Source organism: Paenarthrobacter sp. 10L412 (assembly GCF_056395565.1).
Genome location: NZ_JBFTJT010000010.1, coordinates 118,902 through 144,186, shown reverse-complemented (window position 1 = coordinate 144,186; position 25,285 = coordinate 118,902). Strand labels below are relative to the sequence as shown.

Sequence of the window (25,285 nt, the reverse complement as noted above, 5' to 3'; positions counted from 1 at the left end):
CAGGCTTCTTAGAATCGTTCTGATTTGCATTATCCGATCTCCCTCCCACTCTGTCCCAGGAAAACTTTTACCCTGTCGATTCCACTTCTGCCGAGGAGCCTGACCGTGGCCGCTTTAATTGCGCTGCGCAGGCCGTCGCGAAGCAGGCGTGCCGGACCCTCAACCAGGGCGTCGCGCACTAATTCCAGCGTCCTCACAGCGGCCACGTCGTCGAGCAACCCAGGGAACCTGTCTGCAAATGGATCAGCGGCCACAAGGCGTCCGCGGATTCTGTTACTGACGTTGGAACCGTGCACAACCTGCAGCCATGCTGGCGGGCCACCGACTTCCTCCGTGGCCATAATCTCGCTCAGTTGGTTATGCCAGGCTGACCAGCATGTAATGGGACCACTCCAGGTGGACCGCACGGAGCAGAACGCGTTTCGGTCGTCGTGCCTCAGATAGACGGAGGCACCTCCTTTTACCAATCCGGAGGACAAATAAATGGCTGACGGCAACTCGGAACACTGGACGTCCTGTACTTGGGCCACAAAGTCAGCGGCCAGGCCGTCGTCGTTGTCTACATTGGTGGTCAGCAGATTTTGTGTCCGCCGACCCGTGACCTCCTCGATGTCCGCCAGGAGCTCGTCGGCAGAAACTTCCGCCCGGAAAATCGGCGTGAACAGACCGTCGGCACTCAGGTCCTGAATCCGGTCCAACAACCACGCAGGACTCTCGGGATCGAAATAGACAATCCAATGAAAACCTTTGCGTGTCTGGGCACGAACCGAGGGAAGGCAATATCTCTCGAAGAGTTCAACGCGATTGTGAAGCCATCCGTCTTTGGCCCGGACAAGGCTCTCAAAGCCCTTTGACGGAAGGTTGAACCTGGTCAGGAGCGCGTGGTCTACCCTTGGCTGCACGTCATCCGGCTGGCCCGGCACTGCAGGACCTGACAGCTGCGTCGGGTGCCCGTCGCTGACATTCCGGGCCTGCTTTCCCGTGCCCAGGAGTCCCCGGACTTTGGCGCCCCGTGAGTCCCAGCTATGCGACCGTACGGTGGCGTCAATATCTTCACGGAGGTCCTGTGTCATCGGCTCGCGCAGGGCATTGAGAACGAACTGTGAGAATTCGGCGGGTGTTTTGGCTGCCGCAATGGCGGGCGAGCCGATCCATCGGGTCGACGGCAGGTCCGTGGCTACTACCCGGAGCCCTGCAGCAAGGTATTCAAGGGTCTTCAAAGGAAAACTCGACCGGTTGAACTCTGTGTCTGCATAAGGAGTGATACCGACCGACACCGTTTGCAGCAATCGGGCAACGTCGTCCTGGCCCACCAACCCCCTCCAATCCACGTTTGGCCTGGACAACAGGGCATCCAACCTGGAGCGGACAACTGGATCGCCGTCCGCCCGGGGCCCAATGATGAGCAGTGGGACCTCCGTTGCAGCTACGGATTCCAGGGCGTCCAGATCCAACCGGTTGTTGAGCTGACCAACCAGGGCTACAACCGGACTGCGGCGGGAACCTGATGGAGTGGTTGCAGGAGTGCAGCCGTTGGGCAGGACTTCGACGGGCCTGCCGGAAAACCTGGAGATCTTGGCTGCCAGTTCCTCAGAGACTGCGCTAACAGCATCGGCAGATCGGATGTTCTCTTCCAATACGCGGATCAAATGGGACGAAGTGAAGCCCATGAGATTCGTCCCCGCCAACCAATCATCGGTCAGGTGCAGGAGCCGCGTCCCTTCCGGGCGGCGGGACGGAAACAGCATGATCGGCGATGAATTGACGATGCCGGCAATACGCCCGGCAGTCCGATCCAGGGCGGCATCTACACAGCGGCGTACAAGAGCATCCGTAGAGCGACGCACGACCGGTTTGCTCACGCCGGGCAGAGCCGGAATCCGCAGGCGGCTGATATTCGTCCCCACATTTTCGCCGACACCACGAAGGCTCCGGAGGAGGTGGCGTCGGACATCCTGGTAGCTGGTAAGCGGAACCGGGTGATCAACCCACAGAATATGGTGTGTCCTTGCCAACGTGGTGGCCAGCATCTTGTCAGTACCCGAAAGGCTGTCCCAGCGGGTCCCGGACATGTAGACGATCGTTTCCATCAGCTGTCCCGTCCGCGCACGGCCAGGGAAGGCATCGAGGCTACCGGCTTGGCATTGAAGTCATCAGCCGCGTTGTGTCCGAAATAGCGCTGAAAACGTCGACGTCCCACGTAGGCGGCATATTGAGCACCAGCTACCGCCTCGGCCCTCAACGAAGAGAATGTTCCTGTGCTTTCTTCCAGTGAACGCCGGTAGAACTGCACCTGTACCCGGGCTGCGTTAGTGAGCGAAAACCTGTCCTGAACAAGTTGGCGCCCAAAGGAGCCCAGCTGGGCCCGTTCCTGCTCGTTGTCCAGCAGGAATCCAAGGATGGAAATCAAGTTTTCCCGCCCGGCGTCCGTGCCGCTGCCTACGCCGTACCATCCCTGCCAGAGGAAACGGTCCAGAGTTTCAGGGGTCAACAATTCCCAGAAGCCGCGCTCCCCTTGAACCACCAGTGGCTTCCCAAAGGAAAGACCGCGCAAGGCCGAGCCGCCCATCCCCAGAACGACATCAGCAGCCGCGTACGCTGGCCTGGGATCCTCAAGCTCCCCCGTTAGCAGGACCACGCGTCGTCCCAGCCCGTCATTGATAACGGAAGCCTTGGCAATCGCGTCCCTCATCCCTGGCCCGTCTCCAACGATCACAAGGCGAACGTCCCTCAGCCGTGCCAATTCAGCGATGGCGTCCATCGAGGACAAGATGCCCTCAAGCTTCAACTCCCGGGCAAGACGTGAAACACAAACAACTATCTGGGCCTGGTCATTCAGTCCAAACCGTTCCCGGAATTTCTCCTGCCCTGCAACGGCTGACGGACTGTTTGCGATGACATCGATGGGGGGCTCCAGAAGCCCCACGCGGTGGCGACCGAAAGCTGACTCGGCCTCCAGGATCTGTTCAGTTCCTACAAGAAGGGGCATCGTCCTGGGGATAAACGGAGCAACGGCCATGGACATGACAGTCGCCATGCTGTTGCTGCCGGGTACCAGTCTTGAAGCAATCAAGCACTCAAGGGCCGGTGGCCACTCGTAACCATGGAGTACGTCAAGCATGCGCCCCCGGGCGAGCTTGCCCAACGCCGCGCACACTGACGGGGACGGCCGCTTGCGGGGAGCCGGTGCCTGAATGAACTCCAGATCAAGCTCCCGCACCTTCCGGGTAAGCGTTCCGGGCTGCCCAAAAATCACCACGCTGTGGCCCAGGTCCCGGACAGCGGCTCCCAACTCAATGGCATTGACCTGGCTGCCACCAATTCGAAGGTCATGCGGATAGACAAGAATCTTCACCGGACGGCCTCCTGTTCCCGACCCATTCGACGCAACTGATGAATGTCTCCCAGCCGGAGGAACACCGAGACCGTGATGGCCAGCAAACCAACCAACAGGCTGGAACCAACTGCCAGAAGGGGCGAAGGAATCGAAGAGGACAGCACGAAACAGGCCACCCCGGCGGCGACCGAGATACCGGTGGACACACTCACGCTGACCGCAAGGCTTCTCAAGGGAATACCTGCCCGGGAGAGCGCACCCAAATAGAGCGGCGAAGTTACGGCCGCCGCAATGAACAGCGGAACGGCCGCCAAGCCTTGGAGGCCGCCCAGTTGTGCGCCCAAAACAAGCGCCGGAATCAAGGCCAGGAGAGACAAGAGCTGGACCCTCAGAATGGGAACCGACTGCTTGATCACCACCAGGTAGTCATAAATGAGTTCGTGGAAAACCCTGAACACCGCAACCGGTGCCAGCCAAGCCAAGGCCCCGGCAGCCGGCCCCCACGCTTCCCCATACAGCAGCGTCACGACCGGAACCGCGCAGGCAGTCAGGACCGCCGAAACCGGCAGCATGGCTGCTGCCACCACCGCAACAATCGACAGCATGGCGGCACGCATCTCCGTAGGAGCATCCTGCAGTCTGGCAAATGTCGCCGGTGCCACACTGCGCAAAGGCTGCGACAACAAGCTGGCTGGCCAACCGGCCATATTCGTGGCCATGACATAAAAACCCAACACCACCGGACCGAGCATCTTTCCAGCAACCAGTTGGTCAACGTAACCCACACCGAAGACCACCATGCTCGCGCCCGCCAAGGGCAACCCAAAAGCCAGCAGCTGTTTCGCCAACTTTCTGGAGAACCCAAAGCGGTAAGGCAACGGCGAGTAAATCAGGAAAAGGACAGCGGAAATGAGGCTGGCCAACACGCGTCCAACGGCAAGACTCATAGCACCCATGCCCATGATGACGAGAACCAGGGAGACGCCTGCCCCAAGCCAAACGTTGACCTGATCAATGATCATGCGTTGGCCCTGGCGAAAATTTCGTTGCAGAACGGCCGCAGGCGTAGCCACCAGCCCATTGAGAACGATGCAGAAGGCGAGCGCCCTGACGACGTCGGTGGCCGCTTCGTTTCCCATTGCTGCCGTGAAGTATGGCGCCATCACATAGGAACCTGCGAAGAGAACAATGCTGCATGCCGTTGAGATCGTGGTCACGGTCGCTGCGATTTCCTTGGGATCCCCTGGCCATCGAACGATTGCCAGGCTGACCCCAAGTTCGTTGAAGCTCAGTACAGCCATGAGTGCCACAAACGCCACAGCGTATGTTCCGAACTGCTCGGGCCCCAGTAACCGCGCGAGTGCTATGCCAATTGCGATCGTGCCCAGGCGTGTCACGACTGCGTTCAGGACGCTGATGACAAACGCCCGTGTTGGAGTGGGCGTTTGCGGGATTGCGGGACGGCTGCGGAGGGTCACAGGGCGTCCTCCAGCTCGGGGGAAAAGCCGCGGCGGATAACGCGTGCGGGCACCCCGGCCCAGGTTTCCTCGTCGGGAACATCGGTGAGCACGGCCGCTCCCATGCCGATGGTTGCGCCGGCGCCGACGGTGCGGCGCTCGCGGACGCTTGCGTTCATGCCGATGTAGGCTGCGCGGCCGATGTGGACGTTCCCGCCGAGGGATACGCCTGCGGCCAGGGTGGCGAAGTCGCTGACGACGTCGTCGTGGGTGAGCGTGACGCCGGGCATGGCTACTACGTGGCTTCCGACGGTGACGGAGGCTGTCATGGTGACGTTGGCCAGGAGGATGCTCCCCAGGCCGATCCTGCATCCCTCTGGCGGATGTACTGATGAGTCGATCGCTGTCGCATATCGGTCCTCTGCGAGGCCCAGGGTGCGTAGCCGCATGACGACGCTTTCGCGTCCACGGCCGGATCCAATACAGACAAGCAGCATGGCGTGTGGGAAGGTCAGGGCATCGCGGATGGGGCCCAGTACGTGGGCGCCGTCCACGACGCGTCCTAGTTTGTCTTCGTCGTCGTCCAGGATTCCGATGACGTCGTATTGTCCGGTGTTGCGGACCATGGCCAGGACCTCGCGGGCGAGTCCGCTGGCGGCGATGAGGAGGAGCTCGGTCATCTTCCCTGTCCTGCCGCGCGAAGTACTGAGTCGATGACCCGGACCTGGTCACCCAGGGTGAGTTGGTGGTAGAGAGGCAGGATCAATGTGTGGTCTGTCAGCCATTCAGTTGCTGCCAGCGAAACCGCGCCCTTGGATGTCACGGCGTAGGCAGGTTGCCGGTGTGCGGCCATGATGCCGCGTCGTGCCGATATTCCGTCCTCTGCCAGGCGGGTCATCAGGGCGTCTCTTCCCAGGGGGAAAGCCGTGCCTACTTCCAGCCAGCAGGATTGGAAGTTTCCGGTTCCGTATCCGGGGTCGTCCACTAAACGGAGGCCTTCGATACCAGCGAAGGCCTGTGCGTAGTTGGCGGCCAGTTCGCGCCTGCGTTGTACTGCTTGGTGCAGGCGGCCTAGTTGGACGATCCCGACGGCGGCCTGCAGGTCAGTCATGCGGTAGTTGAAACCTATTTCGAGGTATTCCTCGGCGGGGGCAAGGATGCTGGCATGACGGTCCGCGGCTGAGACGCTCATTGCGTGTTCGCGGAGCCGGCGGGACCGGTCTGCGAGGTCCCGCCGCGGTGTGGTGAGCATCCCGCCCTCGCCGGTGGTGAGGATTTTGCGGGGGTGGAAGGACCAGGCCACCAGTTCAGCGCCGGCTCCTACTGGGCGGCCGCGGTAGCGGGAACCGATGCCGCAGGCTGCGTCTTCCACCACGGTGATACCGAGGGGGTCGCACAGGGCCCGGATGGGATCGAGATCCACGGGTACTCCGCCTTGGTCCACGGCTATGACGGCCCGTGTGGCGGGCGTCAAGGCGGCGGCAATCGTTTCAGCGGTGACACAACCTGTGAGTACGTCGACGTCCGCGAAGACGGCCCGGGCGCCTACGTAGGTGGGGGCGTTTGCCGTGGCAATGAAGGAGAAGGAGGGAAGGACTACGTCGTCTCCCGGACCGACGCCGGCGACGGCGAGTGCCAGGTGCAGGGCTGAGGTGCAGCTGGAGACCGCGACGGCGAAGGACGCCTGTTGCTCCAGGGCGAAGGCTTCCTCGAACTGCTTGACTTTGGGGCCTTGGGCCACCCAACCGGAAGCGATGACCTCGGCCACTGCTTGGGCTTCTTCTTCCCCAAGCCATGGTTTCATGACGTCGATGCGTGCCAGGGCGGTTTCGGAGGTGGTCATCGTGCACCTACTGAGGGTGCTTCCGGCCGGGCAAGCTGCCGGGAGGCTGCGATTTCTTCACGGAGCGGACGCCACCATGTGATGAGTGTGCGGAGTCCATCTTCAAGTTCTATTGCGGCTTCAAAACCGAGGTCCCGCTTGGCGGCGGTGACGTCTGCGAGGCGGCGGGCAACGCCGTTGACTGCCCGTTCGGGTCCGTGGTCAAGGTGCAGTGGGGACTGCATGACCCGTAGCAGTGTTTGAGCGAGTTCGGCCAGGCTGGTTTCGGTGCCGCTGGCCACGTTGTAGACGCCCTCCCGGACGTCGCTGGCGGCTGCGAGGATGTTGGCCCTTGCGACGTCGGCGGTGTGGATGAAGTCCATTGTCTGGTGGCCGCTGCCGAAGATCAGGGGCGGAAGGCCATCGACTATCCGCTCCATCCAACGGACAAGTACCTCTGTATAGAGGCCGTGGACGTCCATGCGGGGTCCGTACACGTTGAAATACCTCAGGAGGATGTAGTCCAGGCCGGACATGGCCCGGAAGCTCCTCGCCATTCCCTCGTTGAACGATTTCGCGGCCCCATAGAAGGTGTCGTTGTTGTGGTGGTGGTGTCTCTCCGTGGTGGGGAATTCTTCTGCCATTCCGTAGACGGAGGCACTCGACGCCGCGATCACCTTTTCCACGTTCTGCTCCACCGCGGCTTCGAACACATTGAAGGTTCCATCCACCAGGACCTCAAGCGCCAATCGTGGCTCCTCGGCGCATTGGGTGATACGGATCGCAGCCTGATGGAAAACCAGATCCTTGCCCCTGGTGAGGTCGTGGACCAGGTCCCGGTCCCTCAGGTCACCTTCCACTAGCTGTACCAGTCCGGTAGCCAAGGCACCGTTGAGGTTAACCCGGCGCCCCCTGACGAGGTTGTCCAGGACGTCCACGTGCGCCGCACCGGCGTCGAGCAGTTGGTCTACCAGGGTGGATCCGATGGTTCCGGCGCCTCCGGTGACCAGGACGTTGGCGCCGAGCAGCTTCTTCACTGTGCGACCTGGAGAGCGACCTCGTTGCCGGCAACGATGGTTGACTGGCCGTCTGTTCCAAGGCTTTGGGTGACGGCTTCCAGTACTGAGAGGACCCTGAGCCCGGATTCGCCGCTGGTGCGCGGTATCGTGTGGTTCCGGATGGAGCCGGCCAGCTCGGCGACGACCTGGCCCAATGGTTCGCGTTCCTGCAACGCCGGTGACCAGGTGTCGCCCAGGCGATAGGAGATGGCCGAGTTCTTTTTCTCCGCCGCGGACCGTGGCTGTTGTTCCAGGCTGACGCCGCGATCGTAGACGCTGAGGCGTTGTTGCGGGTTCAGGTCGTCCCAGACGAGCGTCCTCTTTGAGCCGCCAATGATCATCTGGCGGATTTTGGTGGGACTGAGCCAGTTCACGTGGATATGCACCATGGCGTCGTTTGGCAGGCCGAAGGTCAGGTGGCCTACACAGTCGCGGCCCGTACCCAGCGGATCTGCGCCGTGTGCAGAGATCTCGGTGGGGTGCAGGCCTCCCGGCAGGACGAAATCCAGGATCGACAGATCGTGGGGTGCAAGGTCCCAGAAGACGTTGACGTCCGGTTGGACAAGTCCGAGGTTGATGCGCACGGAGTCGACGTACAAGATGTCGCCCAATGCCCCACTTGATACGAGCTCCTGGATCTTCAAAACCGCGGGAGTAAAACAATAGGTATGGTCTGCCATGAGGACGAGTCCGCGGGACTTGGCTTCCTCCACCATTTCCAGGCCCTTGGCACGGCTATCCGCGAGTGGCTTCTCAACGAGTACGTGCATGCCGGCACGCAATGCAGTCATCACTACTCCGTGATGCGTGTGCGCCGGGGTCGCCACAGCGACGGCGTCCAGGTTGTACGTGTCCAGAAGTTCGTCCAAGGACTCGACGACGGCGACGCCGCCTACCGTTTCGGCCAGCCGAAGTCCGCGCTCCACGTCAAGATCGCAAATTGCCACGAGTTCCCAGTCCGGGCTGGCTTTAAGGTTTCTGGCGAGGTTCGGGCCCCAATATCCCGCTCCGACCACGGCGATCCGTAACTTCGGGGTCATCCCGTGGCCGTTAAGGTGGCCTGATGGAATAGTTCCTATGCTCATTTTCCACTCGGATTCTGTGTTGGATAGCTCGGTTCTTTCTCAGGTAATGCTTGTTGTGCCGCTCGGCGTCTGCCGGGTCAGCCAGTCTGTGTCAGTCAATGAGGTCCAGCCCGCCCATCAGTAGGCACCCGAGGGCTGGATCATGGCCCGGAAGGTCCGCCACATGATCATCAGGTCGCCCGCTATGGACCAGTTTTCGACGTAATAGAGGTCCAGCCGGACGGCTTCATCCCAGGGAAGGTCCGATCGTCCATTGATCTGCCACAAGCCAGTAATTCCGGGTTTGATGAGCAGCCGGCGATGGGTATGCCGTTCGTAGCCACTGACTTCGCGAAGCAGCGGCGGACGGGGGCCCACAAGGCTCATGTTCCCGGCCAGCACATTCCAGAACTGGGGCAGCTCGTCCAAGGAGTACTTGCGCATCCAACGGCCGCACTTGGTGATGCGGGGATCGTCGCGCATCTTGAAGAGGACGCCGGCGCCCTGGTCCTTGCCGCTGAGTTCTTCCAGCCGTGCTTCGGCATCAACCACCATGGAACGGAACTTCAGCATCTGGAAGGTGGTGCCTCGCCTGCCAATCCGTTCCTGCCGGAAAAGCACCGGACCTGGGCTGTCCAACCTGACTATCAGCGCCAAAACAGCCAGCAGTGGCGCCAGGCAAAGCAAAGCAGCAGCTGAGACCACAATGTCCATGAGGCGTTTGAGCGTGTGTTTGCCACCGGAGTAATGCGGAATATCCACGTGCATCAAGGGCAGGCCCTCAACGGGGCGCCAGTGGATGCGCGGGCCGGCCACGTTGGTCAATGTTGCTGCCAGGACCAGTTCGGCGGCATCTTCTTCCAAGCGCCAGCCCAACTCCTGGATGAACTGGTTGCCCCCGGGAACGGGACCGGCAACGATCACCGCGTTGGCGCCCGTCTGACGCACAGTGTGGGCAATGCCGTAAATCGATGACAACACGGGAACCCGCACGTTATCCACCACCAGGACGGCGCCACGCCTAGCCCCTGGAAGGCATGCGCCCAGGATGTTGTACGCGGCACCGGACTTCCGGTTGATTTGCTTGATGACGTACCTGACGTCCTGTGGCTCCCCCACCACAATGGCACGGGAGAGGCAGCGGCCGCGTGATTTTTCGCGCGTCAGCCAGCGGCGGAACATCCACCGGCTGCCTGTCAGGGCTACCAAGCCCACGGGCAGGGACACCAGGACGAATGAGCTTGCGGACTCCAGCCGAAGGACGACTGCGACGAGCCCCAGGAAGCCGAAAACGCGCAGGCTTGCGGACAGGACACGCTTGTATTCTTCGGGCCCAACCCCGAGTACTTTCGGATCCCTTGTCCGGTAGACCTCCAATGCGCCGAGCCAGGCAATGCCAAGTATGAAGCCGAGCATGAGATGGCGCTCATGTCCCGCGCCGCCTGCCGCAACGGCAAGACCGTCAGTGTTCAGAAGGAAACCTGACGTGACGGCTGTCGCTACCAGGGCGCTGTCTGCCAATCGAAGACTGTTGGTGAGTGCCTTGGTCCAGCCGGACCGGCCGGCCACGGAGTGAGCGCTGCGGGGGTTGCGGTGGGTGACTGGCGGCTTGAGGTCCAGGGTGACATCTGCCCTCAGCGCCGCCAGTCCCGCCTTTTCAGCCCGTTGTGCAGCAACGGACTTGTCAATCCAGGGAGACACCGGCGGATTGACATCGACAACAGCCGGTTTCGCTGTGAACGCCGCCCCCAAGGAAAAGTTGTGCGCACCTTGTGGTGCTGCCACCTTGCCCGAACGCAAGACTGGAACTTTTACCATGTCAGCCTTCTTCGCAGACCTGCCGTTGCCTACATCCCAGTGAAGCGGCGGCTGTCAGGAGGCGCACCAGTAGTCGGTACTCAAGTTTGCGCAGGTTTACCCATGTCTCCTACGTGCGAGTACCTAGCCGGATGACGCAGGACTACGTGCTCCAAGCCTCACAGAACCACCGAAAACCGCTACATTTCGGGCAGGAAACAGGACAAAGAGGTCGCGAAACGACACAAAAAACCGGCCACCGCCGGTGGCCGGTTAGTTGCCGCTTATTGAAGGTTCCTAGTCCTCCAGGCTTTCGAGGTCTTCGTCCAAGATCTCGTCATCGTCCTCTTCCTCGTCATCAAACACCTGCAGCGGAGTAACCTCGGAATATGCCTCGTACAAGGCGTCTTCGTAAACCTCGAAGGCATCTGCGACGGCGAAGAACGCCGCCTCGACGTTGGGGTCACCCTCGCCCCGGCGGGCTGAAGCGGCGGCCAAATGCTCTTCCAGGGCAGCAGTCAGTGACTGAAGCGCGACACGCGGATCGATGCTCATGACTTCACGTTAGCCCGAAAAGGACGAAAATGGAGAGGGATGAAGGAACAATTTCGAGGCAGCTCCGAAGAGCGCCAACGTGACTATGCACGTCAGTACGAGTACCTCGTACTGACGGTGGGACCTGACGATTCTCTGCCCGAAGCCCGGCGTCGGCTCGCAGAGCACTCGGAGTACGGGAAGTGGGAGTTGGAACGCAGCCGGCTATACCTCGGCGGCGGCAGACGCTTCTGGTTGCGCCGAAAAGTCTATTCCGTGCAGCGCACGGTCTAAACAGCTGTCCAGTTTCCTGAGCTGTCCAGTTTCCCTAGTTCTCCAAGGGCCCAAGCCAGGCGTTCGCCACCGTATTGTGCGCCGATTCGTCATTGGACGGATGGAAAATTCCAGCGAGTACGTCCCGGTAGAGGCGTTCCAGTTCCGAACCGCGGAAGTAACTGGATCCTCCCGTGACCCTGATCGCCAGATCGACCACGTGGCGGGCATTTTCTGTGGCCCGCGACTTGAGTCCAACAAGCTTGGGGAACCACTGGGCGCCATGGTCCACCAGGTTGTCGATGTCGCGCGCTACTGCCGACAATTGGGGATAGATACCGTCCATGGCAAGGGCTGCGTCGGCAACTTTCCAGCGGATGTCCGGGTCCTGGGCGAAACTGCGTCCGCCGTGCTTCGCCGAGTCCCGTCGCTTGACACTCTCAATGCCCAGCATGAATGCGCGCTCCGCCAACCCCGTGTAGACGGCTGCCAACAAGGTCTCAAAGCAGGCAAAGATCGCGAAAATCAGTAAGTCCTGGTTAGGCCCGACAGGCAGTTTACGGAAGATCCGCTCCGAAGGAACCGCCGCTCCCTGCAGCAGTGTGGTGTTCGAAGCGCTGGCCCGCATGCCCAGTGTGTCCCAATCGTTAAGGGTTTCGTGCCCCGGTTCATCACGATGGATGAATCCAAAAACCAACTCGCCCTCTCCGTTCCTGGCGTTGGCGTCCTTGCCGAACGTTCCCAGACGCGTCCAACCATGGGAGAGGCTGGTGAAGATCTTCCGTCCGGTGAACCGATAACCACCGTCGGGCAGCGGCTCTGCAACGGTAGTGGAATCGAACAGCATTGAATCGTTGCCCGCTTCCGAAATTCCGAAAGCGAACACTTCCCCCTTGCCGGCTTCCTTCAACACGAAGTCCAGCGAGCCGTCTCCCTTGGCGGCCATGACATGCGCGACGCCGGTCCAGACCAAGTGCATGTTGACTGCCAAGGCTGTGGCAGGCGCTGCCGTGGCGAGGCGCTGCTGCAACGCAGCTACCGCTTCCAGACCGAGTCCCATACCGCCGTCGGCAACTGGCACGAACAGTTTCAGGTAACCGGCGGCTGCCAGCTCTTCAAGGTCTTCATGGAAGAAGAGATTGTTGTGGTCATAACCGGCCGCCCGTCCGCGCAGCCGTTCCAACAGCCCATCCGGAAGGATTTCCTCTGGAGTCATCGCGAACCGTCTTTCTTGAAAATTGCGTTTTAGTAGTTGCTCAGCAGCCTGTTCAGGACGCGCGCGCCGAACTGCAGGGACTCTGCCGGTACTCGCTCGTCCACTCCGTGGAACATGCCTGTGAAGTCCAGCTCGTCCGGCAGCATCAGTGGAGCGAAGCCATAGCCGGTGATGCCGATCTTGCTCAAGGACTTGTTGTCCGTGCCTCCGGAGAGGGTGTAGGGAAGCACCTTGGCGCCCGGGTCCTCGGAGTGCAGGGCATCGATCATGGAATCCACCAGATTGCCGGCAAACGGCACCTCCAGCGAGACATCCTTGTTGACGTAGCTGATCTCAATGCCGTCCCCGGCGAGCTCCTTGATGGTCTCGAACACCAGTTCCTGCTGGCCGGGCAAGGTGCGGCAATCCACGAATGCCTCGGCCGATTCCGGGATGACATTGTGCTTGTAGCCCGAGCGGAGCAGCGTGGGGTTGGAAGTGTTTTGCAGCGTTGCCCCCACAAAGCGGGCGACCGTGCCAAGCTCCTTGAGCAGGATGTCCGGGTTGTCGGCGTCAAACTCCACGCCAGTGAGTTCGGTCACGCCGTCCAGGAACTGCCTGGTGGTGGGAGTCAGTTCCACAGGCCACTTGTATTCGCCGATTCGGGTGACGGCCGCCGCGAGCCGGGTGATCGCGTTGTCCGTATTGATTTGCGAGCCGTGGCCAGCCCGTCCATGGGCCACCAGCCGCAACCAGGACAAGCCCTTTTCGGCAGTTTGCAGCAGGTAGGTTCGCTGGCCGCCGATAGTCGCGGAGAAGCCGCCCACTTCGGAGATAGCCTCGGTGGCCCCATCGAACAATTCGCGTCGGTGCTCCACGGCATACCGGGCGCCATAAGTGCCGCCGGCCTCCTCGTCTGCGAAGAAGGCGAAAATTATGTCCCGCTTGGGCCTGCGACCAGTCCTGGCGAAGTCCCGCATCACTGACAGGATCATGGCATCCATGTCCTTCATGTCCACGGCACCGCGACCCCAGATCAGTCCATCCTTCAGCTCACCACTGAAGGGGTCAACGCTCCACTGATCCTTCAAAGCCGGTACAACATCGAGGTGTCCGTGGACCACCAGTGCGTCAGCTGAGGGGTCCTCCCCCGCCATGCGCGTGACGACGTTGGCGCGTCCCGGCGCGGACTCGAAAATCTCGGCCTCGAGACCCACTTCCGTGATCAGGCCAGCTGTGTATTCCGCAGCAGCGCGTTCGCCCGGTCCGGTGTCGTCACCGAAGTTGGAGGAGTCGATCCGGATGAGCTCCTGGCAGATCCGGACAACTTCGTCTTCGGGGCGGATGACAGACATGGAAATTCTCCTTGCGTTGGCTGGGCTGCAGGTGCCGGCGACGCGCACTGCGGACCCCGCAGCTCTACCGTCCCGTGTTCCACAAGCCTACTCACCGGAAGGGCTGTCGGTTGAGCAATTCCGGGCGCCGCCACGCGTTGAAAGCCTGCAGCCCGTCCTGACCAGCATCGATTTTTTAGTTGCTTCAAACCGTGTTAGAGTTTTTCTCGCTGCTTCGGAGGAAAGTGATGCACCGGAAGGTGCAGAATGGCTTCTCTGAACACCACCTGCGCGGGTGGCGGAATGGCAGACGCGCTAGCTTGAGGTGCTAGTCCTCGAAAGGGGGTGGGGGTTCAAGTCCCCCTCCGCGCACAAAGAAGGCCCCGGGAAACCGGGGTTTTTTTGTGCCCTCAACCACGCCGAGGCCCATTTCCAACCACGGGTTTACTAAGCCAACGGCCAGCCCCTCCATGATTCCCGGGCCACCCGTTTGATCTGTCCGGCTGGAAACCATTCCACATGATAGTCCCGCCGATCATCCATCCACTCCACAAGGCCGTAGGTCCGTGTGTACTTGATCGCCCTTCCATACACCTCACCAACACGGACAAGCGGTTGGGCACCCTGCTCCAGCTCCATGATTTTGCCATCGTCAGGTTTGGGGTGCTTTGTCTCCGCCTCGGTCTGCAACATCATGCGGGCGAAAGCTTTGGAGTCTTGCTTGGGTCTCATGGACTAAGAATAGAACATATATTCGAATATGGCTGAGGGTTGGCACAAGGGCATCATCTCTCAGGTGGAACGGCGGGCCGCCTCCTCGATGCAGCCGCTTGTCGCCGTAAGGTCAGGTGGCGTTCCCTCATGATCATCACTCCCCGCCAAGGGAATTAGCCTGGCTCATCGCTTGAGCGATATGCCGCGCCCCTGAACGTGCCGCTCTTGAGGAGCACGTCGAAGTGCAAGAACGTGGTCGGCTGCGTCCAGAGTCAATCGGGGAAGCTTGGCAAGTCGTCTCCACAGGAGGTAGATCCGGATATCCACACCGTTGCGTTCGAACCGCGACATGAAGACGTCCTTGCAGGATGAGTAGCACAGCCGAAGAGATTCCCGAAGGCCACCAAATTGCCTGGACCTCACCAGCAGAAGACCCACATGACCAACGAGCACGGGCACCAGAAACAGAGCTGGTGTGTGGCACCACTTGAACCGAAGTTCGCTGCGCCAGCGCAATTGGCGCCTGCGCAGAGGTTGCCGGTCAGGGTTTGGGCAGTGCTCCACCGGATCCGAGGTTCCGTGCCTGACTACGAGGCCGGAAGCCAACAGTCGAATCGATAAATCCGATTCCTCACAATAGAACCTATAGGATTCACGCAAACCGCCACAGGCCAGTACGGCATCCCGGCGCAGAGCATGTGCCGCGCCGATGAAGCTCCGGGCCAGCTGAACAGTATCGCCGGATTGATCGCCCTGCATCAGTGCACCGTTCTCGGCAAAGGGGACTGCAACTGCGGCAATTGCAGGCGACGAAAAGTCGGCCACGGTTTGCCGGGCCGTGGAGGTGGACGTGAAGTACGCGTCATCATCGAGGATGAGGACGAATGGAGTGGATGCTGCCCGGATGCAAATGTTCCGGGCAGCGATCAAACCGACATTCGCCTGACCGGTAATAAGCTCAACGGCGGGAAACTGCTCTCGAACCACCTCTGAAGTGCCGTCCGAGGATGCATCGTCATAGACGATGACGGGAATTGCGGGTTCCTGGGCGAGAGCGCTGGAGAGCAGCCTCTTCAGATCATCAACTCGGTTGTAGGTCGAGACGCACAAACTTATCTGGTTCATGTGGCAAGACTCTCCTCCTACGGGCCGTCCGTCTGAAGAGAATATCCCGCCCTCAAGGATTTATGGAGGGCCTTAAGACAATGGAGCCACGCTGCCCCTGAAGTGACGCCGGCCGCTGCGTGGGTTCCATGCCACGTAGTCCGAACGCTGCCATGCCCCCGTTTCCGCCTGGATGGTGGAGATGTCCAGCGCCACCCGGGCCGGCAGGAACACCGGCGCTTCAAACGTCACATCCCAGGTGAAGGCATCAGACTTGACCGCTCCGACGTCTGCCAACGCTCGGGAGGCAAGGTACATGCCGTGGGCAATGGATCCCCTCAAACCCAATGCTTTGGCCGATAGGACGCTCAGATGGATGGGATTGAAATCGCCGGAGACGGCGGCATAACTGCGTCCGATGTCCAGGTCCAGTTGCCACAGGGCCGTGGGGTCCGGCGGGGAAAAGTTGCCATTATCTCCGGAGCCGCTTGGATTTCCCGGCTTGTCGATACCAGGCAGGAAGACCCCTTTCGCAAGGTATGTGGAAATTCCGCGCCACAGAAGCACGCCTGAGGTGCTGGAGCGCACTTCGGCGATGACATCCACTTGCGTACCCGCCCGATGACCCGAAAGGTTCTCCGACCAGGACCGGATGTCCAGGGCTTCTGTGAACTGGATGGGAACCCGCTGCTCTACATGGTTCCTGAGGTGGATCATCCCGAGCAGTGGCAATGGAAAATCATCCCTGTTCATCACGCTCATGGACACCGGAAAGGCCAGTGCGTGGACGAATCCTGCCGGCAGGATGTCACTGGCGGTCTCTCCCAGAAGGTGCTGGTAGGCGGTCAGGTTGGCGACGTCCGCCTGGACTCCCTTGACCTCGTGGCTAACCGCGGGCAATGTTGCCTGCCCCGCCGATGACCCCAGCACGCGCCGGCGGGCGGCAGTTGCCGCGGCATTCATGTAGAGCTTGGACAGCGACGGCAGCTCCCCAAGGATGACCGGCTGCGGTTTGCTCATGCTCCCACCAATTGCTGTCCGCACACGCGAAGGACTTCGCCCGAGATTCCTCCCGCGGCGTCGCTCGCCAGGAATGCGATGGCTTCCGCCACGTCCTGTGGCTGGCCACCCTGCCTGAGGGAATTGGCCCTTCGCGCAGCTTCCCGAATGACGAACGGCATCCGGGCGGTCATCTCTGTTTCAATAAACCCCGGTGCTACAGAGTTGATCGTCCCTCCGAAGGACTCCATGAGCGGCGCTGTTGAGCGCACCATTCCGATCACCCCACCCTTGGACGCGGCATAGTTGGTTTGGCCCCTGTTGCCGGCAATGCCGCTGGTGGATGCCACCGAAACGATGCGCGGCTTCTCCTTGAAGTGCTCCGATGCCAGGAGGGCCTGATTGATCCTCAGTTGCGCGGCGATGTTGACGGCGATGACAGACTGCCAGCGGCCCTCATCCATGTTGGCCAGGAGCCGGTCGCGGGTGATGCCAGCGTTGTGGACTACGACGTCGAGCCTGCCATGGCGTTCCACTGCGTGGTCGATGATCCGGTGACCGGCGTCGTCCCGGGTGATGTCGAGCTGGAGGGCGGTCCCGCGGACCTCGTTGGCCACTGCCGCCAAATGGTCCCCCGCGGCAGGGACATCCACCAGCACAACCTTTGCCCCATCACGGTGGAGCGTCCGGGCGATCGCGGCACCAATGCCCCGCGCTGCACCAGTGACCACGGCAACTTTTCCGGCAAGGGGTTTGTCGGCGTCAAAGGGCAGGCTGCCGAGCGACGAGCTGATAGTCAGGAACTGGCCATCCACATAGGCGGAGCGGCCGGAAAGGAAGAACCGGAGGGCTCCCAGTGCGGACGGGCTGGTGGTGGCTAAATCCTCGTCGAGAAGAATGCCGTTCGCGGTGGCTCCAGCACGCAATTCCTTGGCCAGTGAACGCAGCAGGCCATCGACGCCCTGCCGGGTGGCAGCCGAAGCGGGCGCCGGTGCCGACTGGGCCGTTCTTGAGAGGGTAATGACACGTCCGTTGGGTACGAGGTCCCGCAAGGAAGCACTAATTGTCAGCATTGGTTTGCCCAGGTCCTCTGGGTGCTGCACGGCGTCGAGGACAACAATGATGGCCCCGAGCTTTTCCTTGGGCAATGCATGACGGCGGATGTCCAGGCCCCAACCAAGAAGCGTGGTGGCGAGGTCATCTGCGCCCCGGCTGTCGCCGTTGACCAGCACCGGCCCAGCCACAAGGGGCGCGCCTGGGTGGTGTCGACGTAGCTCAACCGGCTGCGGCAGGCCGAGCCTTTTGGCGACGTCCTTGCCTAGACCCTTGCTGACCATTTTGGCGTACTTGTCTGTCATCACGCTCCCCTAGGCTGCTTCCAGAATGGCAACAACGCCCTGCCCGCCGGCGGCGCACACGGAAACCAGGCCACGTGCCGGCCTTCCATCCACAGCTCCCTTGTCATGGAGCATCTTTGCCAGCGAGGCCACGATCCTGCCACCGGTTGCTGCAAATGGGTGCCCGGCAGCGAGCGAAGAACCGTTGACGTTGAGCTTGGCGCGGTCCACCTTTCCCAGCGCACCGTCCAGCCCCAACCGCGTTCGGCCGAAGTCCTCATCTTCCCAGGCAGCCAGGGTGCTGAGGACGGTTCCGGCGAAGGCCTCATGGATTTCGAAGAAGTCGAAGTCCTCCAGAGTCAGCCCATGGCGGGCGAGGAGGCGCGGTACGGCAAAGACCGGCGCCATCAGAAGTCCATCCTTGCCGTGGACGAAGTCGACGGCGGCCGCCTCGCCGTCCAGCACGGTGGCGAGTTTGGGCAGGCCACGGCTGTCCGCCCACTCTTCGGTGGCAAGCAGGACCGTTGCCGCACCATCGGTCAGCGGTGTCGAATTGCCCGCCGTCATGGTGGCCTCGGATCCCAGGTTCTTGCCAAAGACAGGCTTCAACGTGGAGAGCTTCTCCAAGCTGGTGTCCGCGCGAAGATTCGAGTCCCGGTTCAGGCCCCGGTAGGGAGTGATGAGGTCGTCGAAGAAGCCTCGTTCGTAGGCAGCGGCGAGGTTGCGGTGGCTGTTGAAGGCCAGCTCGTCCTGTGCCTCCCGGCTGATGTTCCACTGTGCCGTGGTGAGGGCTTGGTGTTCGCCCATGGAGAGGCCGGTACGTGGTTCGCCGGTGTTGGGAGCATCGGGGGCCAGATCCTTTGGCCGGATGCGGGCCAGGACCTTCAGCTTCTGGACGGAGGTCTTGGCGCGGTTGAGGTCCAGCAGGATCTCCCGCAGCCCCTCGCTGACGGCAATCGGGGCATCGGACGCGGAGTCAACGCCACCGGCGATCGCCGATTCGATCTGGCCGAGCTTGATCTTGTTGGCCAGCCCAAGCACGGTTTCCAGTCCCGTTGCACATGCCTGCTGAAGGTCGTATGCGGGTGTCTCTGGAGATAATGCCGAACCCAGTACAGCCTCCCGGGTGAGGTTGAAGTCCCGTGAATGCTTCAGCACGGCTCCAGCCGCTACTTCACCGATCCGCTCATCCTGCAGCCCGAAGCGGGCGATCAGTCCATCCAGTGCAGCAGTAAGCATGTCCTGGTTGGAGGACTTCACATAGGCACCGCCCGTCCGGGCAAAGGGGATCCGGTTGCCTCCGACGATGACGGCAGAACGCGTCCCTTGAAGGCCCTTGTTCTGCTCGGCGCTCCGCTCTCCGCTTGCGAATCCGTTTGTACCTGTGTTCGTGCCCGCGGGTGCGTCTGCTGCAGCCATGCTTGACTCCTTCGATGAATACCAGTTACTGATACCCAGCGTACCTGATACGCTGGGTATCGTGAACCGTCGTCGTACAGATTTTCCGCGAGAACCTGCCTCTTCCGGGGCTGGTGCTGTTGATACCGCCGTAGAGTCCGGTAACGCCGTCCCGGACCCTGCGGTAGATGGGCGTGCCGCCAGATGGCAGAGCCATCGCGAGGAGCGTCGGCGCGAGCTCATCAAGGCAGCACGCAGGGCTGTGCACGCCTTGGGCAGTGAGGCGTCCATGGAAGACATCGCCGGTGCCGCGGGCACCTCAAAGTCGGTGTACTACCGCTATTTCGGCGATAAGGCAGGCCTTCAACAGGCCATGGGAGAAGTGGTGCTGGGGCAAATGCAACGCCGCATGAAAGAAGCGGCACAATCGGCACAGACGCCACGTGAAGGGCTCTACGCCATGGTTTCGGCCTACCTGCAAATGGCGGAATCGAGCCCCAACGTTTATGCGTTCATCACCCGGTTGACGCCCGGCGAAGCTTCCTCGCAGGATGCCATTGCGGCGTCGGGCGCTCTGGGAAACTTCTTCGAACAAATCACCGACATGATCGCCACGCCCATGCGGCAGTATCTCGGTGCAGAGAAAGAGGCGTTGATCGAGTACTGGCCCACTGCAGCCATTGGGCTCGTTCGGAACGCCGGCGAAATGTGGCTGGGAAGCCCTGCCTCCGACGGCAAGCCGAACCAGGCAACCATGGCCGGGCACATTACGGACTGGCTCTGCCTGGGCATCGCTCCTGAGCTCAAAACAACAACCTGACATGAGCAACGACCCATCAGTTGTAAGAACCAAAGAAGGAATCAACATGACTGAAGTAGTGGACCGGGCGCCATCAGCCCATCAACCGTCCGGCCGCGAGGACGCGGCCACGCGCACCAGTGGCTCCGGCAACACTGCATCCGGCAAGCACGGTGCGGACCCCGTCGTGGATGTCGCGGCGCTGGGTGAGCAGCTCTTGGGCAAGTGGGCCCACATCCGGCACCAGGCCCGCGAAGTAGCGGGTCATCCCGATGTCCAGAAGATCGAAGGCCTGCACCACACGGAACACCGTGCCCGAGTGTTTGAACAGTTGAAGTTCCTGGTGGATAACAATGCCGTCCACCGGGCGTTCCCCACGCGCCTGGGAGGCTCTGATGATCACGGCGGCAATATCGCCGGATTCGAAGAGCTCGTCACGGCCGACCCCTCCCTGCAGATCAAGGCCGGCGTTCAGTGGGGCCTCTTCGGCTCCGCTGTCATGCACCTTGGTACCCGTGAACACCACGACCAATGGCTCCCCGGCATCATGAGCCTGGCAATTCCCGGTTGTTTCGCGATGACTGAGACGGGCCACGGCTCCGACGTCGCAAGCATCGCCACCACGGCCACCTATGACGAAGCGAACCAGGAATTCGTCATCAACACCCCCTTCCGGGCAGCCTGGAAGGACTACATCGGCAACGCCGCTAACGATGGCTTGGCCGCCGTCGTGTTTGCGCAGCTGGTAACCAAGAACGTCAACCACGGCGTCCACGCCTTCTATGTAGAGCTGCGCGACCCCACCACCAAAGAATTCCTGCCAGGCATCGGAGGGGAGGATGACGGCATCAAGGGCGGCCTCAACGGCATCGACAACGGCAGGCTCCATTTCACCGATGTCCGTATCCCCCGCACCAACCTCCTGAACCGATACGGCGATGTAGCTGCCGATGGAACGTATTCATCAACCATCGAGAGCCCGGGCCGCCGCTTCTTCACGATGCTTGGAACCCTGGTCCAAGGCCGGGTCTCCTTGGACGGGGCAGCTGTGGCGGCCAGCAAGGTGGCGCTCAAAACAGCCATCCAGTACGCCACCGAGCGCCGTCAGTTCAATGCTTCCTCCCCCACTGACGAAGAAGTCCTGCTGGACTATCAGCGTCACCAACGGCGCCTGTTCACCCGGCTTGCCACGACCTACGCCGCCAGTTTTGCCCACGAGCAGCTCCTGCAAAAGTTCGACGACGTCTTCTCCGGTGCCCATGACACCGACGCCGACCGTCAGGATCTGGAAACCTTGGCGGCCGCGCTGAAGCCCCTCAGCACCTGGCATGCGCTGGACACCCTGCAGGAATGCCGGGAAGCCTGTGGTGGCGCAGGATTCCTGATCGAGAACCGCTTCGCCTCGTTGCGCGCGGACCTTGACGTTTACGTCACTTTTGAAGGCGACAACACCGTCCTGCTGCAGTTGGTGGCCAAGCGTCTCCTGGCTGACTACGCCAAGGAATTCCGCAGTGCGGACTTCGGCGTGCTTGCACGCTATGTAGTGGACCAGGCCGCGGGTGTCGCCTTGCACAGGACGGGCCTTCGCCAGGTTGCCCAGTTCGTAGCGGACACGGGTTCGGTGCAGAAAGCAGCACTGGCTTTGCGCGACGAGGAAGGCCAGCGGACCCTGCTGACTGACCGCGTGCAGTCCATGGTGGCAGAAGTGGGTGCTGCGCTGAAGGGCGCCAATAAGCTGCCGCAGCACCAGGCGGCAGCCCTGTTCAACCAGCACCAGCATGAACTCATCGAAGCCGCTCAAGCCCATGCCGAGCTCCTCCAGTGGGAGGCATTCACGGAGGCACTGGCCGAGGTTTCCGATGAGGGAACCAAGCGGGTCCTCACCTGGCTGCGGGACCTGTTCGGGCTTTCGCTCATCGAGAAGCACTTGTCGTGGTACCTCATGAACGGCCGGTTGTCGATGCAGCGCGGCCGGACCGTAGGGACGTACATCAACCGTTTGTTGGTCAAGATCCGTCCGCACGCCCTGGACCTCGTGGATGCCTTTGGCTATGGTCCTGAGCACCTGCGGGCAGCTATCGCGACCGGCGCTGAAGCAAGCCGCCAGGACGAGGCCAGTACCCACTTCCGTAAGCAACGCGCCAGCGGATCCGCACCAGCGGACGAGAAGTCACTCCTGGCGCTGAAGGCGTCCAAGTCCCGGTAACAGTACGAGATTTCCGGTCAGTGAACTTTTTCGGAAGTTTCGCCAAACCACGACGGCGCCGTCCCCACTCAAGGGGGCGGCGCCGTCGTGGTTTTGACTGCTTTTCCGGACGGGCCGGGGCTGAACTAACGCTGCTCAGTTAAGAACTGAGCGGTATACCTCAAGGGTGGTTTCAGTGATCGATTCCCACGAGAAATGTTCCTCGGCGCGGCGCCTGCCCGCCATGCCCATCTTGCGGGCACGCTCTGGATCTGCCACTACCTCGTTCAGGGCCGCAGCGAAGTCGGCCACAAATTTCTGTGGATCCAACGGTGTTCCCGTACCGTCGGTGACCTGCTCCAAGGGGACCAGCAAGCCGGTTTCGCCATGCTGGACCACCTCTGGAATGCCGCCGGTTGCGCTCGCCACCACAGCGGCGCCGCAAGCCATTGCTTCAAGGTTGACGATGCCCAGCGGTTCGTAGATGGAGGGGCAGGCGAATGCGGTGGCATGGCTGAGGACCTGGATGAGTTCCCGGCGTGGCAGCATCCGCTCAATGAGGATCACGCCCTCGCGCTTGCTTTGGAGCTCCTCAATGAGGCGTGCTGTTTCAGCTGCCAATTCGGGAGTGTCAGCTGCGCCCAGGCAGAGGACCAGCTGAACATCTGCGGGAAGGCTGGACGCGGCGCGCAACAGGTAGGGGACGCCCTTTTGGCGGGTGTTCCGGCCAACGAACACCACACTTGGCTTGGCAGGATCTATGCCCAACGCGCGGATGGCGTCGTCCTCTTCGTCCCGTTCCCACAAGGAAACGTCGATCCCGTTGTGTACTACCCGGACCTTGGCGGGGTCAACGTCAGGGTAGCTGCGCAGGATGTCCTGCCGCATTCCATCGGATACGGCGATGATCGCCGCGGCAGCTTCGTAGGCTGTCTTCTCCACCCATGAGGACAATGCGTAGCCGCCACCGAGCTGTTCGGCCTTCCACGGACGCAACGGCTCCAGGCTGTGGGCGCTCAGTACATGGGGGATGCCATGCAGCAGCGAGGCGAGGTGTCCTGCCATGTTGGCGTACCAGGTGTGCGAGTGGACGAGATCCGCTCCCGCAATGTCCGGAACGATCCGAAGATCCACGCCCAACGTCTGCAGGGCAGCATTGGCGTCGCCGAGGTCCTGGGGTGTGGCGTAGGAGGCCACGGTGGCCCCATGGTAGTCGGCATCACGTGGGGCGCCAAACGCCCGGACATGAAGATCCACGTGCTTCGCCAGCACACGGCTGAGCTCGGCAACGTGGACACCGGCACCGCCATAAATTTCCGGAGGGAATTCTTTAGTCACAATGTCTATTCGCACGTTACCCAACGTAGTCGTTCCGGCTTATGTGTTCTAGTGTGAAAGGGTCCGGAAAATCGGACTTTTGGGGGCTACGAAGACGTACGGGGAGCTATGACCATGGCGTTGAAGAAAGTATTGGCAATCGTGTTGGCTGGCGGCGAAGGCAATCGCCTCATGCCTTTGACGGCGGACAGGGCGAAGCCGGCGGTTCCGTTTGCGGGGGGCTACAGGCTTATTGACTTTGCACTATCGAATCTGGTCAATTCGGGATATTTGAAAATCGTGGTTCTGACGCAGTATAAATCGCACAGCCTTGACCGCCATATCTCCGAGACGTGGCGCATGTCCACACAGTTGGGCCGCTACGTAGCTTCCGTTCCCGCGCAGCAGCGCGTCGGCAAGAGCTGGTTCCTTGGCAGCGCCAACGCCATCTACCAGTCTCTGAACCTTATTCACGATGACGCTCCGGACATTGTGGTTGTGGTCGGCGCAGACCACGTTTACCGCATGGACTTCTCACAGATGGTGGAACAGCACATTGCCAGCGGCGCGAAGGCTACCGTAGCAGCCGTCCGGCAGCCGCTGAACATGGCCAACCAATTCGGTGTGATTGAGGTTGACCAGAACGATCCCCAGAAGATCGCGGCATTCGTGGAGAAGCCGGCCAGCACGCCCGGACTTGCGGCCGATCCCACCCAGTTCCTCGCCTCCATGGGCAACTATGTCTTCAACGCCGACGCCCTCGTTGAGGCGCTTCATGTTGACGCCGAGCGCCTCGATACAAAGCACGACATGGGCGGGGACATCATTCCCTACTTCGTGGACAAGGGTGAAGCCGGAGTCTATGACTTCACGCTTAATGACATCCCTGGTGCCACGGAACGCGACCGTACCTACTGGCGGGACGTTGGCACCATCGACTCCTTCTACGACGCCCACGTTGACCTCATCTCCCCCGTTCCCATCTTCAATCTCTACAACTCCGAATGGCCCATCTACACCCGTCAGAGCATCTCCCCTCCCGCTAAGTTTGTCCGTGGCGGGAACAGCACGGTGGGTACCGCCCTGGACTCCATCGTGGCCAGCGGCGTGGTCATCTCAGGCGGCATTGTTGAAGGATCCGTGCTCTCCAACGACGTCTTCGTGGAGGCTGGCAGCCGTGTCCAAGACTCAGTACTGATGGATAAGGTCCGCGTCGGCGAAGGTGCAGTGATCAAGCGGGCCATCCTGGACAAGAACGTCAGGGTCCCTGCCGGTGCCGCGATCGGACTGGACCCGGCCTTGGACAAGGCCCGTGGCTACAAGGTCACCGAATCCGGGATCACAGTCCTTGCCAAGGGACAGCTTGTTCCTGAACCTGGGGAAGAGGAACTCGCGTTGTCCGCAGAGTACCGCCGGGGCCTGCCGGAAGCCGTTAAGGCTGCCACGCAGGATGACCCCGATATCCGGGATTCTGCAGAAAAGGTAGCTGCCGGTATACAGGCGCGGGTAGTAGACACAGCATCACAGGGCGCCGGCCGCTAGGCTCCCGCCCGGCACCGGC

22 protein-coding genes and 1 tRNA gene are annotated in these 25,285 nt (G+C 61.4%); 6 read left to right on the top strand and 17 right to left on the bottom strand.

Annotation, left to right across the window (positions count from 1 at the left end; genetic code table 11):
• Positions 1-29 precede the first annotated feature (29 nt).
• From AC1DD7_RS15315 to AC1DD7_RS15275, 9 genes are all read right to left on the bottom strand, one after another.
• Positions 30-2,090 carry a glycosyltransferase gene (locus tag AC1DD7_RS15315; RefSeq protein ID WP_477515662.1) on the bottom strand — a complete coding sequence of 687 codons (2,061 nt, stop codon included), beginning with the start codon at positions 2,088-2,090 and terminating at the stop codon, positions 30-32.
• On the bottom strand, positions 2,090-3,355 hold the full coding sequence (locus AC1DD7_RS15310) for a glycosyltransferase family 4 protein (RefSeq protein WP_477515661.1): 1,266 nt from the start codon (positions 3,353-3,355) through the stop codon (positions 2,090-2,092). The genes AC1DD7_RS15315 and AC1DD7_RS15310 overlap by 1 nt, the downstream gene beginning before the upstream one ends.
• Positions 3,352-4,815 (bottom strand): oligosaccharide flippase family protein, encoded by a 1,464-nt coding sequence (locus tag AC1DD7_RS15305; protein WP_477515660.1) that lies wholly within the window; start codon positions 4,813-4,815, stop codon positions 3,352-3,354. The genes AC1DD7_RS15310 and AC1DD7_RS15305 overlap by 4 nt, the downstream gene beginning before the upstream one ends.
• Entirely contained in the window at positions 4,812-5,474 is a 663-nt protein-coding gene (locus AC1DD7_RS15300) for an acetyltransferase (RefSeq protein ID WP_477515659.1), read from the bottom strand. The genes AC1DD7_RS15305 and AC1DD7_RS15300 overlap by 4 nt, the downstream gene beginning before the upstream one ends.
• Positions 5,471-6,637, bottom strand: a complete 1,167-nt coding sequence (locus tag AC1DD7_RS15295) for a DegT/DnrJ/EryC1/StrS family aminotransferase (RefSeq protein ID WP_477515658.1) — start codon at positions 6,635-6,637, stop codon at positions 5,471-5,473. Before AC1DD7_RS15295 ends, AC1DD7_RS15300 begins: the two co-directional genes overlap by 4 nt.
• Entirely contained in the window at positions 6,634-7,653 is a 1,020-nt protein-coding gene (locus AC1DD7_RS15290; protein ID WP_477515657.1) for an NAD-dependent epimerase/dehydratase family protein, read from the bottom strand. Before AC1DD7_RS15290 ends, AC1DD7_RS15295 begins: the two co-directional genes overlap by 4 nt.
• Positions 7,650-8,759: a Gfo/Idh/MocA family protein gene (locus tag AC1DD7_RS15285; RefSeq protein WP_477515656.1), complete on the bottom strand. Its 1,110-nt coding sequence runs from the start codon at positions 8,757-8,759 to the stop codon at positions 7,650-7,652. Before AC1DD7_RS15285 ends, AC1DD7_RS15290 begins: the two co-directional genes overlap by 4 nt.
• A gap of 117 nt (positions 8,760-8,876) precedes the next feature.
• Complete coding sequence (locus AC1DD7_RS15280; RefSeq protein ID WP_477515655.1) at positions 8,877-10,556, bottom strand: sugar transferase; 1,680 nt, start codon at positions 10,554-10,556, stop codon at positions 8,877-8,879.
• Positions 10,557-10,832: 276 nt separating this feature from the next.
• Complete coding sequence (locus tag AC1DD7_RS15275; protein WP_431115260.1) at positions 10,833-11,090, bottom strand: hypothetical protein; 258 nt, start codon at positions 11,088-11,090, stop codon at positions 10,833-10,835.
• A 39-nt stretch (positions 11,091-11,129) separates the two neighbouring features.
• Between AC1DD7_RS15275 and AC1DD7_RS15270 the strand changes: the two genes are divergently transcribed.
• A complete protein-coding gene (locus tag AC1DD7_RS15270) occupies positions 11,130-11,363 on the top strand; it encodes a DUF5703 family protein (RefSeq protein ID WP_216925728.1) in 234 nt (77 codons plus the stop codon).
• Between the two features lie 34 nt (positions 11,364-11,397).
• On the opposite strand, the gene AC1DD7_RS15265 is transcribed toward AC1DD7_RS15270, so the two are convergent.
• Positions 11,398-12,558 (bottom strand): acyl-CoA dehydrogenase family protein, encoded by a 1,161-nt coding sequence (locus AC1DD7_RS15265; protein ID WP_477515654.1) that lies wholly within the window; start codon positions 12,556-12,558, stop codon positions 11,398-11,400.
• Positions 12,559-12,587: 29 nt separating this feature from the next.
• A complete protein-coding gene (locus tag AC1DD7_RS15260; RefSeq protein WP_477515653.1) occupies positions 12,588-13,892 on the bottom strand; it encodes a M20/M25/M40 family metallo-hydrolase in 1,305 nt (434 codons plus the stop codon).
• Here AC1DD7_RS15260 and AC1DD7_RS15255 point away from each other — a divergent pair.
• Both AC1DD7_RS15255 and AC1DD7_RS15250 read left to right on the top strand, forming a co-directional pair.
• Positions 13,891-14,151 (top strand): hypothetical protein, encoded by a 261-nt coding sequence (locus AC1DD7_RS15255; RefSeq protein WP_477515652.1) that lies wholly within the window; start codon positions 13,891-13,893, stop codon positions 14,149-14,151. The genes AC1DD7_RS15260 and AC1DD7_RS15255 overlap by 2 nt on opposite strands.
• A 9-nt stretch (positions 14,152-14,160) precedes the next feature.
• Positions 14,161-14,243, top strand: a tRNA-Leu gene (locus AC1DD7_RS15250).
• Positions 14,244-14,318: 75 nt separating this feature from the next.
• On the opposite strand, the gene AC1DD7_RS15245 is transcribed toward AC1DD7_RS15250, so the two are convergent.
• The 5 genes from AC1DD7_RS15245 to AC1DD7_RS15225 form a co-directional block, all read right to left on the bottom strand.
• Positions 14,319-14,603, bottom strand: a complete 285-nt coding sequence (locus AC1DD7_RS15245; RefSeq protein WP_477515651.1) for a hypothetical protein — start codon at positions 14,601-14,603, stop codon at positions 14,319-14,321.
• A gap of 165 nt (positions 14,604-14,768) precedes the next feature.
• Complete coding sequence (locus AC1DD7_RS15240) at positions 14,769-15,710, bottom strand: glycosyltransferase family 2 protein (protein ID WP_477515650.1); 942 nt, start codon at positions 15,708-15,710, stop codon at positions 14,769-14,771.
• A gap of 72 nt (positions 15,711-15,782) precedes the next feature.
• The gene (locus AC1DD7_RS15235; RefSeq protein ID WP_477515649.1) at positions 15,783-16,709 is read right to left on the bottom strand and encodes a MaoC/PaaZ C-terminal domain-containing protein; all 927 of its coding nucleotides are present in this window, start codon (positions 16,707-16,709) and stop codon (positions 15,783-15,785) included.
• Positions 16,706-18,046, bottom strand: coding sequence for a 3-oxoacyl-ACP reductase (locus AC1DD7_RS15230; RefSeq protein ID WP_477515648.1), 1,341 nt, complete (start codon positions 18,044-18,046; stop codon positions 16,706-16,708). Before AC1DD7_RS15230 ends, AC1DD7_RS15235 begins: the two co-directional genes overlap by 4 nt.
• A gap of 9 nt (positions 18,047-18,055) precedes the next feature.
• Complete coding sequence (locus tag AC1DD7_RS15225; RefSeq protein WP_477515647.1) at positions 18,056-19,444, bottom strand: acetyl-CoA C-acetyltransferase; 1,389 nt, start codon at positions 19,442-19,444, stop codon at positions 18,056-18,058.
• Here AC1DD7_RS15225 and AC1DD7_RS15220 point away from each other — a divergent pair.
• Both AC1DD7_RS15220 and AC1DD7_RS15215 read left to right on the top strand, forming a co-directional pair.
• On the top strand, positions 19,443-20,243 hold the full coding sequence (locus AC1DD7_RS15220) for a TetR family transcriptional regulator (protein ID WP_477515646.1): 801 nt from the start codon (positions 19,443-19,445) through the stop codon (positions 20,241-20,243). The two genes, AC1DD7_RS15225 and AC1DD7_RS15220, sit on opposite strands and share 2 nt — an antisense overlap.
• A gap of 46 nt (positions 20,244-20,289) precedes the next feature.
• Positions 20,290-22,428 carry an acyl-CoA dehydrogenase family protein gene (locus AC1DD7_RS15215; protein WP_477515645.1) on the top strand — a complete coding sequence of 713 codons (2,139 nt, stop codon included), beginning with the start codon at positions 20,290-20,292 and terminating at the stop codon, positions 22,426-22,428.
• 135 nt (positions 22,429-22,563) lie between these two features.
• Here the strand turns inward: AC1DD7_RS15215 and glgA are convergent, their stop codons facing one another.
• On the bottom strand, positions 22,564-23,760 hold the full coding sequence (glgA, locus tag AC1DD7_RS15210; protein ID WP_477515644.1) for a glycogen synthase: 1,197 nt from the start codon (positions 23,758-23,760) through the stop codon (positions 22,564-22,566).
• A 93-nt stretch (positions 23,761-23,853) separates the two neighbouring features.
• Here glgA and glgC point away from each other — a divergent pair, with 93 nt between their 5' ends.
• Complete coding sequence (glgC, locus tag AC1DD7_RS15205) at positions 23,854-25,266, top strand: glucose-1-phosphate adenylyltransferase (protein WP_477515643.1); 1,413 nt, start codon at positions 23,854-23,856, stop codon at positions 25,264-25,266.
• Positions 25,267-25,285 lie beyond the last annotated feature (19 nt).

Bases quoted from the DNA above. Each gene is read 5' to 3' on its own strand.
- AC1DD7_RS15315 (WP_477515662.1), bottom strand. From the start codon at position 2,090: ATGGAAACGATCGTCTACATGTCCGGGACCCGCTGGGACAGCCTTTCG.
- AC1DD7_RS15300 (WP_477515659.1), bottom strand. From the start codon at position 5,474: ATGACCGAGCTCCTCCTCATCGCCGCCAGCGGACTCGCCCGCGAGGTC.
- AC1DD7_RS15295 (WP_477515658.1), bottom strand. From the start codon at position 6,637: ATGACCACCTCCGAAACCGCCCTGGCACGCATCGACGTCATGAAACCA.
- AC1DD7_RS15285 (WP_477515656.1), bottom strand. From the start codon at position 8,759: ATGAGCATAGGAACTATTCCATCAGGCCACCTTAACGGCCACGGGATG.
- AC1DD7_RS15280 (WP_477515655.1), bottom strand. From the start codon at position 10,556: ATGGTAAAAGTTCCAGTCTTGCGTTCGGGCAAGGTGGCAGCACCACAA.
- AC1DD7_RS15275 (WP_431115260.1), bottom strand. From the start codon at position 11,090: ATGAGCATCGATCCGCGTGTCGCGCTTCAGTCACTGACTGCTGCCCTG.
- AC1DD7_RS15270 (WP_216925728.1), top strand. From the start codon at position 11,130: ATGAAGGAACAATTTCGAGGCAGCTCCGAAGAGCGCCAACGTGACTAT.
- AC1DD7_RS15265 (WP_477515654.1), bottom strand. From the start codon at position 12,558: ATGACTCCAGAGGAAATCCTTCCGGATGGGCTGTTGGAACGGCTGCGC.
- AC1DD7_RS15255 (WP_477515652.1), top strand. From the start codon at position 13,891: ATGGAAATTCTCCTTGCGTTGGCTGGGCTGCAGGTGCCGGCGACGCGC.
- AC1DD7_RS15260 (WP_477515653.1), bottom strand. From the start codon at position 13,892: ATGTCTGTCATCCGCCCCGAAGACGAAGTTGTCCGGATCTGCCAGGAG.
- AC1DD7_RS15245 (WP_477515651.1), bottom strand. From the start codon at position 14,603: ATGAGACCCAAGCAAGACTCCAAAGCTTTCGCCCGCATGATGTTGCAG.
- AC1DD7_RS15240 (WP_477515650.1), bottom strand. From the start codon at position 15,710: ATGAACCAGATAAGTTTGTGCGTCTCGACCTACAACCGAGTTGATGAT.
- AC1DD7_RS15235 (WP_477515649.1), bottom strand. From the start codon at position 16,709: ATGAGCAAACCGCAGCCGGTCATCCTTGGGGAGCTGCCGTCGCTGTCC.
- AC1DD7_RS15230 (WP_477515648.1), bottom strand. From the start codon at position 18,046: ATGACAGACAAGTACGCCAAAATGGTCAGCAAGGGTCTAGGCAAGGAC.
- AC1DD7_RS15220 (WP_477515646.1), top strand. From the start codon at position 19,443: ATGCTTGACTCCTTCGATGAATACCAGTTACTGATACCCAGCGTACCT.
- AC1DD7_RS15225 (WP_477515647.1), bottom strand. From the start codon at position 19,444: ATGGCTGCAGCAGACGCACCCGCGGGCACGAACACAGGTACAAACGGA.
- AC1DD7_RS15215 (WP_477515645.1), top strand. From the start codon at position 20,290: ATGACTGAAGTAGTGGACCGGGCGCCATCAGCCCATCAACCGTCCGGC.
- glgC (WP_477515643.1), top strand. From the start codon at position 23,854: ATGACCATGGCGTTGAAGAAAGTATTGGCAATCGTGTTGGCTGGCGGC.